At 56.2% G+C, this 671-nt stretch carries 1 pseudogene; it reads left to right on the top strand.

Annotated features, from left to right (window positions below):
• Positions 1–668 (top strand): annotated as a pseudogene (locus tag AC1RJ3_RS29625) (IS3 family transposase); the annotation flags it as partial.
• Between the last annotated feature and the right edge of the window lie 3 nt (positions 669–671).

Consider the following 671-nt stretch of genomic DNA (forward strand, 5'->3'; position numbering starts at 1 on the left):
TGAGCTGCAAGTGGGTCGAGATCGGCTGTTTTCGATTCTGCGCGAAAGGCGTTTATTGGTGGCCCGCAAGCGGGCTTACCACAAGACGACCGACAGCCATCATCGCTTTCGACGCCATCCGAACCTGCTCAAGCCCGGTCCTGATCAGGTTGTTGCAAGCGGCCCGGAACAAGTCTGGGTGGCGGACATCACCTATTTGCCAACCCAGGAAGGTGTGGCCTATCTGAGCCTTGTGACGGATGCTTTTTCGCGAAAGATCGTGGGCTATCACGTCCATGAAAGCCTGCACGCCGAGTCGGTAGCGCATGCGTTGCGCCGGGCGGTGAAATACCGCCGAACGGAGCAGTCGCTGGTGCATCACTCGGACAGAGGCAGCCAGTATTGCTCGGGAATGTACCAGGAACTGCACGCGAGACACGGCATCAGGTGCTCAATGACGGATGGCTATGACTGCTACCAGAATGCCCTGGCAGAGCGGGTCAACGGGATATTAAAGACAGAGCTTATGCTCCAGCGACCGCAGGATTTGACGCAGGCGAAGAAGATGGTGAGTGAGTCGGTATCGATCTATAACGGCGAGCGACCGCACCTGTCTTTGAAATACAAAACGCCCGATGCGGTGCATCGGGCGTTGAAGTGAAACAGGTGTAAACCTATTTCAGGACTAGACA

The sequence above is a fragment of the Pseudomonas sp. GW822-FHT04C11 genome (genome assembly GCF_058800905.1).